This window comes from Litorilituus sediminis (assembly GCF_004295665.1).
Lineage (GTDB): Bacteria > Pseudomonadota > Gammaproteobacteria > Enterobacterales > Alteromonadaceae > Colwellia > Colwellia sediminis.
Genome location: NZ_CP034759.1, coordinates 2,898,079 through 2,912,572, shown reverse-complemented (window position 1 = coordinate 2,912,572; position 14,494 = coordinate 2,898,079). Strand labels below are relative to the sequence as shown.

The 14,494-nt window shown below is 39.0% G+C and carries 12 protein-coding genes; 4 read left to right on the top strand and 8 right to left on the bottom strand.

What is annotated here, in order from left to right:
• The first annotated feature begins 254 nt into the window (after positions 1-254).
• Positions 255-722, top strand: a complete 468-nt coding sequence (locus EMK97_RS12920) for an RNA recognition motif domain-containing protein (RefSeq protein ID WP_130602820.1) — start codon at positions 255-257, stop codon at positions 720-722.
• 230 nt (positions 723-952) lie between these two features.
• Here the strand turns inward: EMK97_RS12920 and EMK97_RS12915 are convergent, their stop codons facing one another.
• On the bottom strand, positions 953-2,317 hold the full coding sequence (locus EMK97_RS12915) for an IS1182 family transposase (protein ID WP_130598330.1): 1,365 nt from the start codon (positions 2,315-2,317) through the stop codon (positions 953-955).
• Positions 2,318-2,811: 494 nt separating this feature from the next.
• On the opposite strand from EMK97_RS12915, the gene EMK97_RS12910 reads away from it, so the two are divergent.
• Positions 2,812-4,053 carry a malic enzyme-like NAD(P)-binding protein gene (locus tag EMK97_RS12910; RefSeq protein WP_130602818.1) on the top strand — a complete coding sequence of 414 codons (1,242 nt, stop codon included), beginning with the start codon at positions 2,812-2,814 and terminating at the stop codon, positions 4,051-4,053.
• Positions 4,054-4,141: 88 nt separating this feature from the next.
• On the opposite strand, the gene EMK97_RS12905 is transcribed toward EMK97_RS12910, so the two are convergent.
• From EMK97_RS12905 to EMK97_RS12895, 3 genes are all read right to left on the bottom strand, one after another.
• Positions 4,142-4,648, bottom strand: coding sequence for a SixA phosphatase family protein (locus tag EMK97_RS12905; RefSeq protein WP_130602816.1), 507 nt, complete (start codon positions 4,646-4,648; stop codon positions 4,142-4,144).
• Positions 4,649-4,825: 177 nt separating this feature from the next.
• Positions 4,826-6,256 (bottom strand): Si-specific NAD(P)(+) transhydrogenase, encoded by a 1,431-nt coding sequence (sthA, locus tag EMK97_RS12900; protein WP_130602814.1) that lies wholly within the window; start codon positions 6,254-6,256, stop codon positions 4,826-4,828.
• A 65-nt stretch (positions 6,257-6,321) separates the two neighbouring features.
• A complete protein-coding gene (locus EMK97_RS12895) occupies positions 6,322-7,440 on the bottom strand; it encodes an acyl-CoA desaturase (RefSeq protein WP_130602812.1) in 1,119 nt (372 codons plus the stop codon).
• 182 nt (positions 7,441-7,622) lie between these two features.
• On the opposite strand from EMK97_RS12895, the gene fabR reads away from it, so the two are divergent.
• Positions 7,623-8,249: an HTH-type transcriptional repressor FabR gene (fabR, locus tag EMK97_RS12890; protein WP_130602810.1), complete on the top strand. Its 627-nt coding sequence runs from the start codon at positions 7,623-7,625 to the stop codon at positions 8,247-8,249.
• 276 nt (positions 8,250-8,525) lie between these two features.
• Here fabR and trmA read toward each other — a convergent pair whose 3' ends face one another.
• Complete coding sequence (gene trmA, locus EMK97_RS12885; protein ID WP_130602808.1) at positions 8,526-9,623, bottom strand: tRNA (uridine(54)-C5)-methyltransferase TrmA; 1,098 nt, start codon at positions 9,621-9,623, stop codon at positions 8,526-8,528.
• 277 nt (positions 9,624-9,900) lie between these two features.
• Between trmA and EMK97_RS12880 the strand changes: the two genes are divergently transcribed.
• A complete protein-coding gene (locus tag EMK97_RS12880) occupies positions 9,901-11,265 on the top strand; it encodes an IS1182 family transposase (RefSeq protein ID WP_130598330.1) in 1,365 nt (454 codons plus the stop codon).
• A 232-nt stretch (positions 11,266-11,497) separates the two neighbouring features.
• On the opposite strand, the gene EMK97_RS12875 is transcribed toward EMK97_RS12880, so the two are convergent.
• The 3 genes from EMK97_RS12875 to hflC all read right to left on the bottom strand — a co-directional run bounded on the left by EMK97_RS12875 (position 11,498) and on the right by hflC (position 14,491).
• Positions 11,498-12,793: an adenylosuccinate synthase gene (locus EMK97_RS12875; protein ID WP_130602806.1), complete on the bottom strand. Its 1,296-nt coding sequence runs from the start codon at positions 12,791-12,793 to the stop codon at positions 11,498-11,500.
• A 150-nt stretch (positions 12,794-12,943) separates the two neighbouring features.
• The gene (locus tag EMK97_RS12870; protein WP_425462196.1) at positions 12,944-13,504 is read right to left on the bottom strand and encodes a hypothetical protein; all 561 of its coding nucleotides are present in this window, start codon (positions 13,502-13,504) and stop codon (positions 12,944-12,946) included.
• 102 nt (positions 13,505-13,606) lie between these two features.
• The gene (gene hflC / locus EMK97_RS12865) at positions 13,607-14,491 is read right to left on the bottom strand and encodes a protease modulator HflC (RefSeq protein WP_130602802.1); all 885 of its coding nucleotides are present in this window, start codon (positions 14,489-14,491) and stop codon (positions 13,607-13,609) included.
• Positions 14,492-14,494 lie beyond the last annotated feature (3 nt).

The following is a 14,494-nucleotide window of genomic DNA, read 5'->3' as shown; positions in this document are numbered from 1 at the left end:
TGAATATTCACTCAATCAGTGCAAAAATGCTTCATAGGGGGATAGTTTTTGGTGTTTTTTAACCTGTTAAGAAGAACTATTCAGAATAATTTCACTATTTTGTACATTTATCCTCAAATATTGCATAAATTTTACGCTTATAGTTGCACTATACAAAAAGCTAAGTAACATAGAATTGCAATTCGTGTTTTTACATGCATTGAAACATGTTCATATACAGCTCAAACAAAATAATAATTAATTAGGTATTCATTATGAAATCTCCGCAAATTTTAACAGTAATCATTGCTGCTGTTTTTGCAATTATCGCTTTTATTCTCGCAAGTGCTGTTGCGCTAAGCCCTATTCTTACTGCAGGCTTAGTTTTTGTTAGTGCATTTATTGCACCTTTAATAGGCACTTCAAATTCAGCCCAAGCCAGCTCATCTAGTAATGCTTCAAACGGTGATGTGAAAACATTATACGTTGGCAACTTACCTTATCGAGCCAACGAAACAGTAGTAAGAGAGTTGTTCGCTACATACGGCTTAGTGCATTCTGTTAGATTAATGAAAGATAAGCATACAGGTAAACGCCGTGGCTTTGGTTTTGTTGAAATGGCAGCAAACGATTTAGACAAAGCTATTAATGCTTTAAACGACACTGAATTTCAACAAAGAACGTTAAAAGTTAGAGAGGCTAAGGAGCGACCTGAAAGGGTTGACAGTAACCAAGGTAGTTAGCCACATAACAAAGTAACAACGAGAAGCCATATATTTATGGCTCAGATTACTGACAAACCCCGTCATTCTGTTCGGGGTTTGTCTTTTATGAGCAGCCGTAGGCTGCGATCTCGATATTTTTCTAGCCACGTCTTTTCTATTTTATTTGGTTTTTCTGGACTTGTTTGGGGCTTATCTTCCCTATTTGGCGTGTTAATGTCTCGAATTGAGCTTTTAAAGGGCTATCCTTTTTAGATTGCCATTATTTGGGGAATATTTGATAGCGTCATTGCTATCTTCTTCATATTTTGTGCTGCCGCAGCCATATATGCTTGCATTTGAACATTATGCTTACCTCGGTATCTTGCATACCTGTGACCATGGTGTTGCTTTGCATCAGCAAAACTTCTTTCAACGGTTTCGCATCGTCGTTTGTAAAGGTATTTACCAAGGCTTGTTAAGCGAAATTCATTAGCCCGATCTTGACTCGCAGCCATTACGTGGCGTGTTATCACTTTCTTATGACTTTTACTCTTAGTGCAATCTTTTAATTGAGGGCAATTAACGCATACCTTGGGGTCAGAATGATATTCTCGGTAACCCTCTCGACTGGTGGTCGAGTAGATTAACGTTTGCTCTTGCGGGCAGGTATACGTATCTGCTTTCTCGTCGTATTTGAAGTGCTTTTTCTTAATGGCATTCTTCGTTCGTGAAGGACGACGGTAACCAAACACCCCTTGGATGTTACGTTGTTCCAGATTAAAACAGACGGGCGCTGTGAAGTAGCCTGCATCAATACCAACAAATTCAGGGGATAGTGCAAAGCGATTTTCAATGGCATCAAGGCGAGCAATGTATGGTTGAGAATCGTGGACATTACCTGGCGTAATATGCGTATCTACAATAATGTTATAGTCGTTATCTACGGTTCTGTGGTCTAGGTAGAAAAAACCTTTTGGCTTTTCATCTCGGTGCATATAACCGCTATCACTATCGGTTTTACTTACCTTATTCCGCTTTATCTCACAATAGCCTTTATCCTTGAGTGGCTTTTTTCCAGCCGCTTTACGGTCTGCCTCCACAGCTTTGTTGATTTGCTTAATATAGGCACTGGTTGAGACGGGTTTGAGCTTGTTGGTGAACTTTCGTTTATTGGCGTTTGCTTTTAAGTGTGTGCTGTCGGTGAATAAGGCTTTGCCCCCAACTAGACCATGTTTAATGGCTTGTTGGACGATGTGATTAAATATACGTTCAAATACATCTGTGCCATTGAAACGACGAATACGATTTTGACTAAGTGTTGAGGCATCGATAACTTTCTCGGTAAGCCCCATGCGGAGAAACCATCGATACGCGACATTTACTTCGATGTCTTTGATGATTTGGCGCTCACTTTTAATACCAAATAAGTACCCAAGTAGCATAATTTTAAATAGCTGGACTGGCTCCACCGGAGGACGACCATTATCAGTGCAATATAAGTCTTTGACTTCATCTCGAATAAACTCAAAGTCAATATACTTATCGAGTTTACGAACTAGATGGTTGGCTGGAACTAACTGGTCTAGCGTGACCATTTCGAGTTCATGTTGTTGCGGGGAAGGTTCTCTTAACATGGTTAATTTTTGTAATTTTCCATGTTTTTATTAGATCAAAGTCCTAGACTACTGTCTAGGACTTTATCATCAGTCTGAATCCAGCATTTGCTGGATTTTTTTTGTCTGTAATTTGATGTTATAGCACTTGTGTAAGCTAAGTAAAATAATCCGGTTTTCATTACAATGCCAATAAAAGTAATGCCTAGAGGATATAATGTGTAATTATGAGCTATTTAGCTAGTCTTACCAGATAGTCAAGTGTTTTGGGTGTATAATAGCCGCGAAAATAGTGGCTATTAAGCAAATTAATATGAAACCTGATTAGGTTAAGGTTACATTGTTTATAGCTTACAGAAATTTTATATAGTGAAATGGGCTTGGAATGCCTAGGTTAATTGCAATACCATACAAATATAAAAATAATAGCTTAACGTTAATAAGCATATTGTAACGACACTAAATATTGAATTAACAAATTACAAACTCGACAACAAACGCATTAGGAAAACACCATGACCGACTTTCGTCAGCAAGCTTTGGATTACCACGCTTTACCCAAGCCAGGAAAAATAAGTGTTGAATTAACAACACCAGCAGAAACCAGTGAAGATTTGTCTCTCGCGTACAGCCCTGGTGTTGCTGAGCCGTGTCGTGAAATCGCTGAGAATCCAGATAATGTCTACAAGTATACGGCGAAAGGCAATACGGTAGCTGTTATTAGTAATGGCACTGCTGTATTGGGCTTAGGTAATTTAGGTCCTATGGCGTCTAAGCCTGTGATGGAAGGTAAAGCATTACTGTTTAAGCGTTTTGCAAATATTGATTCATTTGATATTGAAGTGAAGCATAAAACGGTAGAAGAGTTTGTTAATACAGTAGCTAACATTGCAGATAGCTTTGGTGGCATCAATTTAGAAGATATTAAAGCGCCTGAATGTTTTGCTATCGAAAAAGCGTTAATCGAACGTTGTAAAATCCCTGTTTTTCATGACGACCAACATGGTACTGCTATTGTTACGGCCGCGGGTTTAATGAATGCACTAGATATTCAAGGTAAAGATATTAATCAAGCAAATATTGTTTGTCTTGGTGCCGGTGCAGCAGCGATAGCTTGTATGGAGTTATTGATCAAATGTGGTGCACAGCGTGAAAAAATTTACATGCTTGATTCAAAAGGCATTGTTCATACACGTCGTGATGATCTAAACGAATACAAAAAACTATTTGCCAACAATACAGATAAGCGCACATTAGATGATGCTATTACTGGTGCAGATGTTTTTGTTGGTGTATCTGGTCCTAATCTATTAAGCGCAGAACAAGTAAAATTAATGGCAGATAACCCAATCGTATTTGCTTGTTCAAACCCTGATCCAGAAATTAAGCCAGAGCTTGCACTTGCAGCCCGCAGTGATTTGATCATGGCGACGGGTCGTTCAGATTATCCAAACCAAGTAAATAATGTATTGTGTTTCCCATTTATTTTCCGTGGTGCGCTTGATGTGCGTGCACGTACTATTAATGATGAGATGAAAGTTGCAGCTGTGCACGCAATCAGAGCGTTAGCTAAAGAGCCAGTGCCTGCTGAGGTGTTAGCGGCAAGTGGCACAGCTGAATTAACCTTTGGTAAGGATTATATTATCCCTAAGCCAATGGATTCTCGTCTATGTGCAGCTGTGGCTAAAGCGGTAGCACAAGCTGCGATTGATTCTGGCGTTGCTGCTCTAGAAATGCCTGAGAATTATATGGAATAAAGACTAGGTCGACGTTAAAAAATAAAGCCATGGTGTCATCAGCCATGGCTTTTTTGTTTGTGCTAAATTGACAGGCGCGATTTTATCGCTAGTTTCTACACACCAGTGGTTGCATAAATTTAGTGACAATGGCTTGTTCATCAACGAATTGTACTTGATAAAGCACCTGATAATTTCCTTCCTTTATTTCATCCACTCTTTCACCTGAAAGTAACTCAACTAATTCAGGCGTGGTATTACTATGGCCAACCACAAGTGCATTTTCTCTATTTTGCTTTAATTGATTAGCGACTTGAAAAAGAAAGCGAGGATTATAGTTTTTAATAGACTTTTTTTGCGCTGTAGCAATGGGTAATGCGGTTTGCATGGTTCTTTGAAAGCTGGTGCTATAAACACTCTCAAGCTTAGCATCAGATAATATAGTAGCTAGTTGTTGCGCACGAACTTTTCCGCAGCGTGTTAGCGAAGGGTTTTTATCTTGTTGGCCGTTTTCCTTTTCAGCATGTCGGGTTAAATAAATACTAAAGTTATCAGCTGCGACGGGTCCCACAGACAATAACATTGCAACAGAAATACATATACTTTTGTATGTCATGACGTTTAATTACCTATTATTGTTGTTAGCAGTATATTTTTAGTACAAATTATTGTAACGAATCAATTTGCTTTGGCAATAGCTCTGACCAGTTAAATAATAACTATTCAGCAACTTTATATTAACATAATGAAGGAAAAGAGAAATTAGGGCAGCGCTTGCTACCCTAGTGTAGGGTTAAAATAATCTGTTTAAGCCATTTAAGGCAGCAACACGGAAGGCTTCTGCCATAGTAGGGTAGTTAAATGTGGTATTAACAAAGTACTCTATGGTATTGCCACCATCTTTTTGTTGCATAATGGCTTGACCAATGTGGATGATTTCAGCAGCATTTTCACCAAAGCAATGTATACCTAGAATTTCTTTGGTTTCGCGGTGGAATAAAATCTTCAAAGAACCAACCAAACTATTGGTTATTTGCGCTCTTGCCAAATGTTTAAACTGTGATCTACCCACTTCATAAGGAATTTTAGCTTCTGTCAGCTCTTGTTCGGTTTTACCTACTGAACTAATTTCTGGAATGGTATAAATACCGGTAGGAATATCTTCAATTAATTTAGCGGTACTTTGCTTGTCAATCATTGCTGATGCAGCCAACCGGCCTTGGTCATAAGCAGCACTAGCTAAACTTGGGTAACCAATAACATCACCAACAGCATAAATATTTTCAACTTCAGTTTGATAATGATCATTCACTTTCAATTGGCCGCGACCATCTGCTTTAAGCCCTGCATTAGCCAAGTTAAGATCTGCGGTATTGCCTGTTCTGCCATTTGCAAACAATAAGCAGTCGGCACGCATTTTTTTACCTGACTCTAAATGTACAATAACGGCATCATCTGTTGCTTCAACTCGCTCAATTTGTTCACCATGTCGAATAACAACGCCATTGTTCCATAAGTGATAACTCAGTGAGTCTGACATCTCATCATCTAAGAAAGAAAGTAAACGGTCGCGGGTGTTAATTAAATCAACTTTAACGCCTAAGCCTCTAAATATTGACGCGTATTCACTGCCAATGACACCAGCACCATAAATAATGATTGAGCGCGGATCGTGTTGTAATGAAAGAATAGTATCTGAATCATAAACGCGAGGGTGATTAAAATCGATATCTGCTGGTCTGTAAGGGTGAGAGCCGGTAGCAATGACAATTTGTCGAGCGCTTAATTTTTCTAAAGAACCATCATCCTTAACAATTTTTAGTGTATTGCTATCAATAAAAGAGGCTTCGCCAACAATGTGTTCAACTCTATTTCTATCATAGAAACCACTGCGTAGTTGTACTTGTTTACGTATAACCGAGGCAGCGTGTTTTAAAATGTCTGGAAAGGTAAGATGCTTAGCTTTTTCATGACCACGAAATAGTGGGTTTGAATTGTAGTCGATTAATCTACTGACACTTTGACGTAACGCTTTTGAAGGAATGGTTCCCCAGTGCGTACAGCCACCACCAACATCTTTATAGCGCTCAACTATGGCAACTTTCTTATACTTCTTGGCAAGCTCCATTGCAGTACCTTCACCGCCTGGGCCGGTGCCGATGATAATGACATCATAATCATAATTAATATCGGTGTTTTTTTTCTGTTTGCTTGATTTTGTCAAAAGTCATACCTCAAATCCTACATGTACAAAAATTCTAGCAGGATTTGAGTATAAGTTAACTGTTTTTAAACAAGGTTTGCTGTCATTGTTTGCCAGCAACGTTGTTGTGCTATTAACTTTTCTTTCATCTCGTGGTATTGCTTTAATAACTCAGAGTTTTCAACCTCTGACTTTACTTGTTGTCGTTTTGCTTGTAGCAAATCTCTTTTAATTTGGTAGTAGTCATTTACGCGAGCAATCAAGTTGTCGTACTCTTGCTGTAAACGACGCAGCATTTTTTCTGCCTCAGGGTGGTTAATAAGTTTCTTTTTGCTGAGTTTTAAGGTCATGGCTAAACGCATTTTTTCAATTTTATCTTCAGGAGCTGTTCTTAGCTTTGATGTTAACCCTAACCATTGGCATGATTTGATTAACCACTTGGTTGGATCAAACTGCCACCAGCGAATGCCATTGCGGTAATCGTTCTCAAAAATATGATGATAATTATGGTAGCCTTCACCGAAGGTTAGTAAGGCTAGTATGCCATTATCTCTCGCTGTGTTCTTATCTGTGTAGGTTTGTTTACCCCATATATGTGCTAAAGAGTTAATAAAAAAGGTTGTGTGATGGCTCAGTACCAAACGTAAAAAACCAGCAAGTAATAAACTATTGATTAGGTCGCCATGCCATAAGCCAAAGGCTATCGGTATACCGAAGTTAGTGATTAAGGCAAGTGCTACGTAATACTTATGCTGCCACATAACTATATTGTCTTTTTGTAAGTCACGTGCATTTTTATAGTCGTGATATCTGTGCGCTTGGTACTCTCGGCACATCCAGCCAATATGAGAATACCAAAAGCCACGTTTTGCCGAATAAGGATCAATGTCATTATCATCTACATGCTTATGATGAATACGATGATCAGAAGACCAATGCAATATGCTGTTTTGTAATGCAAACGCGCCGCCAATAGCGAAAATTAAGCGTAAGCTCCAATGTGCTTGATACGTACGATGAGACCAAAGGCGATGATAACCTGCGGTAATTGACATGCCGCAGTAGATAAAACATAGTAAGGCAAACAGTATTTCGGTCATATCAAAGCCGACGGTATAGGCTCTATAAGGTACTGCAATGGCAGCAACTAAAAAGGTAATAGTGAAAATGGCGACATTGAGCCAAATTATTGCAGGTTTTTTCATTTACATTCCAAAGACGATTGCATGATTTAAATTTTAGTGTACACGTGTACGCTGTTATAGTTTAGCTTGCAACTCTGACCAGTCAAGTCTATTTGTCGTTTTCTCGAAAATATGTCAGGCGCTGACATTAGTGCTTAATTGCCGTATTATAATGATAGCTTTTTTTTTCCTGAGTATTTGAAATGAGTGGCGTTAGAGCACAACAAAAAGAAAAAACTCGCAGACAGTTAATTGATGCCGCGTTAAATCAATTAAGCGCCGAGCGTAGCTTCTCTAGTTTAAGTTTGCGTGAAGTAGCAAAAGAAGCTGGTTTAGCACCAACATCGTTTTATCGACATTTTACCGATATGGATGAACTTGGCTTAACCTTAGTGGATGAAGCTGGCTTAACATTACGTCAATTAATGCGACAATCTAGGCAGCGTATAGCTAAAGGTGGCTCTGTTATACAAATTTCTGTTTTAACTTTTATGGAGTTTATTGAAAGCAACGGTAATATTTTTCGATTATTACTACGAGAACGCTCAGGTACCTCATCGGCATTTCGTGCCGCAGTTTCAAGAGAAATTCGTTATTTTACCTTAGAGCTGTGTGACTACCTTCAACAGGCAAACCAACTAGATGCGGATATTGCTTATTTACAAGCCAATGCTGCGGTAACTATTGTTTTTAGTGCTGGCTCAGATGCGTTAGATGTTGATGATAAAAATGAACGTGAGCAACTCGCTACTCGAACCATTCAACAGCTAAGGTTTATTGCCCGCGGTGCGGCTGATTTAAGTAACAGACGCAAGGCGGGCAAAGAATAAAGGCAGTAGTATTGAGCGTGTTGATCTTTGAGGTATAAAGTTTGTTCGAATTAAACGCAATTTAATCGCGGCGTCTCGATTGCTGTATAGTTATTCTATATAAAATCGTGACAACAAAGAGTAAATTGCGTTTAAACGAATCGACAAGACAGCGGCTATTGAGCATTTTTACTGCGTTATCGCCTATTTATGTAGAATAACCACATTTCATAGGCTCTGCCTTGTATAAATCCTCAATAGACTGCTGCAAAAATATACAGCAAAGGTCAACACGCTCTAGTTTTTACGGGTTAAAACAACGCCCGTTTCTACGTGATCTGTATAAGGAAATTGATCAAAAAGGGCGAACTGTTCAATGTTGTGGCTTTGAGTCAGTTGCCTTAGATTGTCTTTAAGTGTGTGTGGATTACAAGAAATATAGATAATTTTGTTGAAACGACTTACTAATTCAACACTGTCAGGATCTAACCCTGCCCTTGGTGGATCAACTAATACAGTATCATAGTTATACTGACTTAAATCAAAACCTTCTAATCGGCGAAATTGACGTTCGCCATTCATGGCTTGGCTGAACTCTTCACTGGACATACGGACAATATCGATATTGGTCATATTATTAGCTTTGATGTTAACTTGTGCTGATTTAACAGACGTTTTTGAGATTTCTGTACCAAGTACACGAGCAAAGTTTTCAGCCAAGGCAATACTAAAGTTGCCATTACCACAGTATAACTCGATTAAATCACCACCAACATTTTGCGTAGCTTCTTTTGCCCACATAAGCATTTTTTCATTTACGTGAGCATTTGGTTGAGTAAAGCTATTTTCTACCTGTTGATAACTAAGTGTTTTATCACCCACTTGCAATTTTTCAGTCACATAGTCTTTATCAAGGATTATCTTTTGCTTTTTCGCGCGGCCAATAATATCAACAGGAGCAATACTTGTGAGCTGCTGTTTTAGCTTTTTAGCGTAATCTTGCCATTCATCTTCTAATGGTTTGTGATAAAGCAAGCTAATTAATAATTCACCACTTAACGTTGCTAGAAAATCTACTTGGAAGAGTTTATAGCGCAATACTGGTTTGTCCTTTATTTCAACCAATAATGCTTTCATAGCGGTATTAATTAGTTCACAAGCTACTGGAAATTCATCTACGCGAAACTTTTGCTTGGTTTCGCTATTAAACATAATGTAGTAAAGATCGTCTCCCTCATGCCATACGCGAAACTCTGCTCGTTGGCGATAATGCAATGGCGCAGAATTAAAAATTTCTGCTGCTGGTAGCTTAAATTCACTAAATAATTCTGCCATATCGCGTTCTTTTTTCGATAATTGCGTTTGATAGTTATCTGGATGGATATGACTAAACATATTAATACCTTTAATGGTGTTGACCACTTGCTAAAATTTAAGAGGGCAAATTTTACTCGCAGATGTGACTTTGTCTAGGCTTTTATGGTGTTTTACTTACTCAAGTAAAAGTAATTGAATGAATTCAGAGATATAAAGATGAATGAAATTTTAAGCTTTGCGCATATTTTAGATATAAAAAAAGCCATAAATATATGGCTCAGACTGATGACAAAGTCCTAGACAGTAGTCTAGGACTTTGATCTAATAAAAACATGGAAAATTACAAAAATTAACCATGTTAAGAGAACCTTCCCCGCAACAACATGAACTCGAAATGGTCACGCTAGACCAGTTAGTTCCAGCCAACCATCTAGTTCGTAAACTCGATAAGTATATTGACTTTGAGTTTATTCGAGATGAAGTCAAAGACTTATATTGCACTGATAATGGTCGTCCTCCGGTGGAGCCAGTCCAGCTATTTAAAATTATGCTACTTGGGTACTTATTTGGTATTAAAAGTGAGCGCCAAATCATCAAAGACATCGAAGTAAATGTCGCGTATCGATGGTTTCTCCGCATGGGGCTTACCGAGAAAGTTATCGATGCCTCAACACTTAGTCAAAATCGTATTCGTCGTTTCAATGGCACAGATGTATTTGAACGTATATTTAATCACATCGTCCAACAAGCCATTAAACATGGTCTAGTTGGGGGCAAAGCCTTATTCACCGACAGCACACACTTAAAAGCAAACGCCAATAAACGAAAGTTCACCAACAAGCTCAAACCCGTCTCAACCAGTGCCTATATTAAGCAAATCAACAAAGCTGTGGAGGCAGACCGTAAAGCGGCTGGAAAAAAGCCACTCAAGGATAAAGGCTATTGTGAGATAAAGCGGAATAAGGTAAGTAAAACCGATAGTGATAGCGGTTATATGCACCGAGATGAAAAGCCAAAAGGTTTTTTCTACCTAGACCACAGAACCGTAGATAACGACTATAACATTATTGTAGATACGCATATTACGCCAGGTAATGTCCACGATTCTCAACCATACATTGCTCGCCTTGATGCCATTGAAAATCGCTTTGCACTATCCCCTGAATTTGTTGGTATTGATGCAGGCTACTTCACAGCGCCCGTCTGTTTTAATCTGGAACAACGTAACATCCAAGGGGTGTTTGGTTACCGTCGTCCTTCACGAACGAAGAATGCCATTAAGAAAAAGCACTTCAAATACGACGAGAAAGCAGATACGTATACCTGCCCGCAAGAGCAAACGTTAATCTACTCGACCACCAGTCGAGAGGGTTACCGAGAATATCATTCTGACCCCAAGGTATGCGTTAATTGCCCTCAATTAAAAGATTGCACTAAGAGTAAAAGTCATAAGAAAGTGATAACACGCCACGTAATGGCTGCGAGTCAAGATCGGGCTAATGAATTTCGCTTAACAAGCCTTGGTAAATACCTTTACAAACGACGATGCGAAACCGTTGAAAGAAGTTTTGCTGATGCAAAGCAACACCATGGTCACAGGTATGCAAGATACCGAGGTAAGCATAATGTTCAAATGCAAGCATATATGGCTGCGGCAGCACAAAATATGAAGAAGATAGCAATGACGCTATCAAATATTCCCCAAATAATGGCAATCTAAAAAGGATAGCCCTTTAAAAGCTCAATTCGAGACATTAACACGCCAAATAGGGAAGATAAGCCCCAAACAAGTCCAGAAAAACCAAATAAAATAGAAAAGACGTGGCTAGAAAAATATCGAGATCGCAGCCTACGGCTGCTCATAAAAGACAAACCCCGAACAGAATGACGGGGTTTGTCAGTAATCTGAATCCAGCAAATGCTGGATTTTTATTTGAGAGAGCAATTAAAGCTTAAACAAATGGATTCACTTTAATAATTGTCTCTACACGATCTGGACCTGTTGAAATAATATCGACAGGAACGCCAGTAATTTCTTCAATACGCTTAATATAAGCTAAAGCGTTTTCAGGTAGTGCATCAACTGATGTTGCACCTACAGTGCTTTCTTTCCAACCTGGCATTTCTTCATAAACAGGTGTTATTTTTTCATAACCTTCTGCTGCCGTTGGTGGCACAGTAATGACATCACCAGATTCTGTTTTGTAGCCAGTACAGATTTTCAACGTCTCTAAACCATCTAGTACATCAAGTTTAGTTAAACAGAAACCAGTAATACTGTTTACTTGAATAGCACGATGCATAGCAACAGCATCAAACCAACCACAACGACGTTCACGACCCGTTGTTGCACCAAATTCATGACCAACCGTACCTAAATGGTTACCGATTTCATCATTTAATTCAGTTGGGAATGGACCAGAGCCAACACGGGTTGTATAGGCTTTAGTAATACCTAATACGTAATCTAAGTTGCGCGGACCAAAACCACAACCTGTAGCAACACCACCAACTGTCGTGTTAGAAGAAGTCACATACGGGTAAGTACCGTGGTCGATATCTAGAAGGGTACCTTGCGCACCTTCAAACATAATAGACTCACCGTCTTTACGCGCTTGATCTAAGATTTCAGAGATATCAGCTGTCATCGCTTTGATGATATCGGCTACCGCCATGGCATCAGCCAACACTTCTTCATAGTTAACTGGCTCAACTTTATAGTAGTTAACCAATGAGAAGTTATGGTATTCAACGATTTCTTTAAGCTTAGCTGCAAAAGATTCTGCACAGAATAAATCGCCAACGCGTAAACCACGACGTGCAACTTTATCTTCATAAGCTGGACCAATACCACGACCTGTTGTACCAATCGCTTTATTGCCACGTGCTACTTCACGGGCTGCATCAAGTGCATTATGGTATGGAAGAATAAGTGGACAAGCATCACTGATTAGTAAGCGTTCACGAACTGGAACACCTCGCTCTTCCAACATGGTAATCTCAGCCATTAACGCTTTAGGGCATAAAACTACGCCATTACCAATTAAACATTTTACGTTATCACGTAAAACACCTGATGGAATTAAATGTAATACTGTTTTTTCACCGTTGATAACAAGTGTATGGCCGGCATTATGACCACCTTGATAACGAACTACATATTTAGCTTTGTCGGTTAGTAAGTCAACAATCTTACCTTTACCTTCATCACCCCATTGGGTGCCTAGAACTACTACGTTTTTGCCCATGTTTACTATGTCAAAAGAAAATTAGGCGGGGATTTTAGCAAAAATCAAATATGAGTCCAAGCAAAAATAGCGCATTTTTTCTTCGTTGAAAAAATGCGCAATAAAGTGAATAGCTTATTGAAAAGTTTTTTATGCTCTAAGGATGGAAAACTAATAACCCCAAGGAGCTTCTGGTACTTCAATCGGTTTAGTTAAATCAAAATCAACACGAAATTCTCGCCCTTGACGAACTAAACGATAAGTAAATTTATCCGGATAGATAAACATTTGCCACGTATTACCAACCGATTGCGGAATACCTTGGGCAATAAACAGCTCTTTCGAGTATTGATCAGCAGGGAATGATTGCGCTTGTGGCCAACCAGCGTCAACCGTGTGACCACCGTACATGGTCGATTCATCATAACTACCATCTTTATGGCGATGATCATGTTTTAACGATAAACCCGAGCCGGTTTTTGTAATAATCCAGGTTCTTGAAGAGTCAGTACCAACGTGAAAAGGAATTTGTAGCTGGCTATCACTACATTTACGCACATGCATGACTAACGTTTTATTAGCGAAGCTATCGCTTTGCGAATTATCTACCGTCACTTTACCTTGATAAGCTTTACCACAATGTTTAGCAATACTACTAAAAAAGCTATCATGGCTAGCAATAGATACAAGGGGAGCTTCTTTGCTATAGGCTACTGTGGTAATCAGTAGCATAGGCAAAGACAGTAAGCGGACTAAATTAACTTTCATTCTCTATGTCTCCTTTACAAAAAAGCCAGCATAACGCTGGCTTTTAAAGTCTAATATGTAGTGATGTTACTTAGCTTTTGCACCATCTTTTAAATAGTGGAAGAAATCACTATCTGGTTTAACAACCATAACATCATTTTTGCTGTTAAAGCTTTTTTCATAGGCTTCTAGGCTACGGTAAAAGCTGTAAAATTCTGCATCTTTCTTATAAGCATCCGCATAGACTTTAGCAGCAAGGGCATCACCTTCACCTCGAATAGTAAAAGCATTCTTTTGCGCTTCAGCTAGCATTACCGTGACCTTAGCATCAATAGTGGCGCGAATGATTTCGGCCTGCTCTTGACCTTGAGATCTATGCTCTTTAGCAACCGCTGTACGCTCAGCACGCATACGGTCATAAATCGAGTTACTCACCTCTGTTGGTAAATTGATTGCTTTCACTCGCACATCAACTACCTCAATACCTAGTTCTTCACGACTACTGCTGGTACTTTCTAACGCTTGAGTCATAAGATTTGAGCGATCACCTGAAACTATCTCTTTAATGGTGCGGTTACCAAACTCAGTACGTAAACCATTATTCACTTTTTGCTTTAATAGCGATCTAGCAGTATCAACATCGCCTGAAGTACGTAAATAGTAGGTTGAAAAGTCAACTATTCGCCATTTAACAAATGAGTCAACCATCAAGTCTTTTTTCTCTGCGGTAACAAAACGATCTGGTGCTTCATCCAAGGTTTGAATACGTGCGTCAAGCTTTTTCACTGATTCAATAAATGGAATTTTAAAGTGTAAGCCAGGCTCAAATACCATCATTTCATCAGTAGCTGAGTCACGCTTAATCTTTGAGAATTGAAAGACAATGCCACGCTGACCTTCATAGACAATAAAGACCGACGACACCACTAAAATAAATAATAACGATACAATTGCAATGGAAAAATTTTTCATTGA